The 251-nt window shown below is 48.6% G+C and carries 1 protein-coding gene; it reads right to left on the bottom strand.

The annotated features are described in order from the left end of the window. Positions 1 to 65: 65 nt before the first annotated feature. Positions 66 to 251, bottom strand: a 186-nt coding sequence (locus H9X86_RS12305; protein WP_204901766.1) for a hypothetical protein, incomplete at its 5' end; no start/stop codon positions are given.

Here is a 251-nt window from a genome sequence, read left to right as displayed (position 1 = left end):
CGGCCTCTTTTCGTGAATCTTTTCTCCATTGCTCCATAAAGCACACCCCCACATCTGATACCATTTTACCAGATGCGGGGATGTTTTGGAAGTTTTTCGACAGTCTGAGCATCCCCCGGAAGCAATGGCTTCCGGGGGATGCTCAGACTGTGGAAAAACGTAAAAGTCATGCAAGAAGTCTTGACCATCTTGCATGGAGAAAAGCCCTCGGCAGAGTTTTCCCGCCCCCAGGCGGGAAAATAAATTGAAAT

Source organism: Pseudoflavonifractor capillosus, assembly GCF_016902575.1.
GTDB lineage: Bacteria > Bacillota > Clostridia > Oscillospirales > Oscillospiraceae > Enterenecus > Enterenecus capillosus_A.
This window is presented reverse-complemented; position numbering and strand designations above follow the sequence as displayed.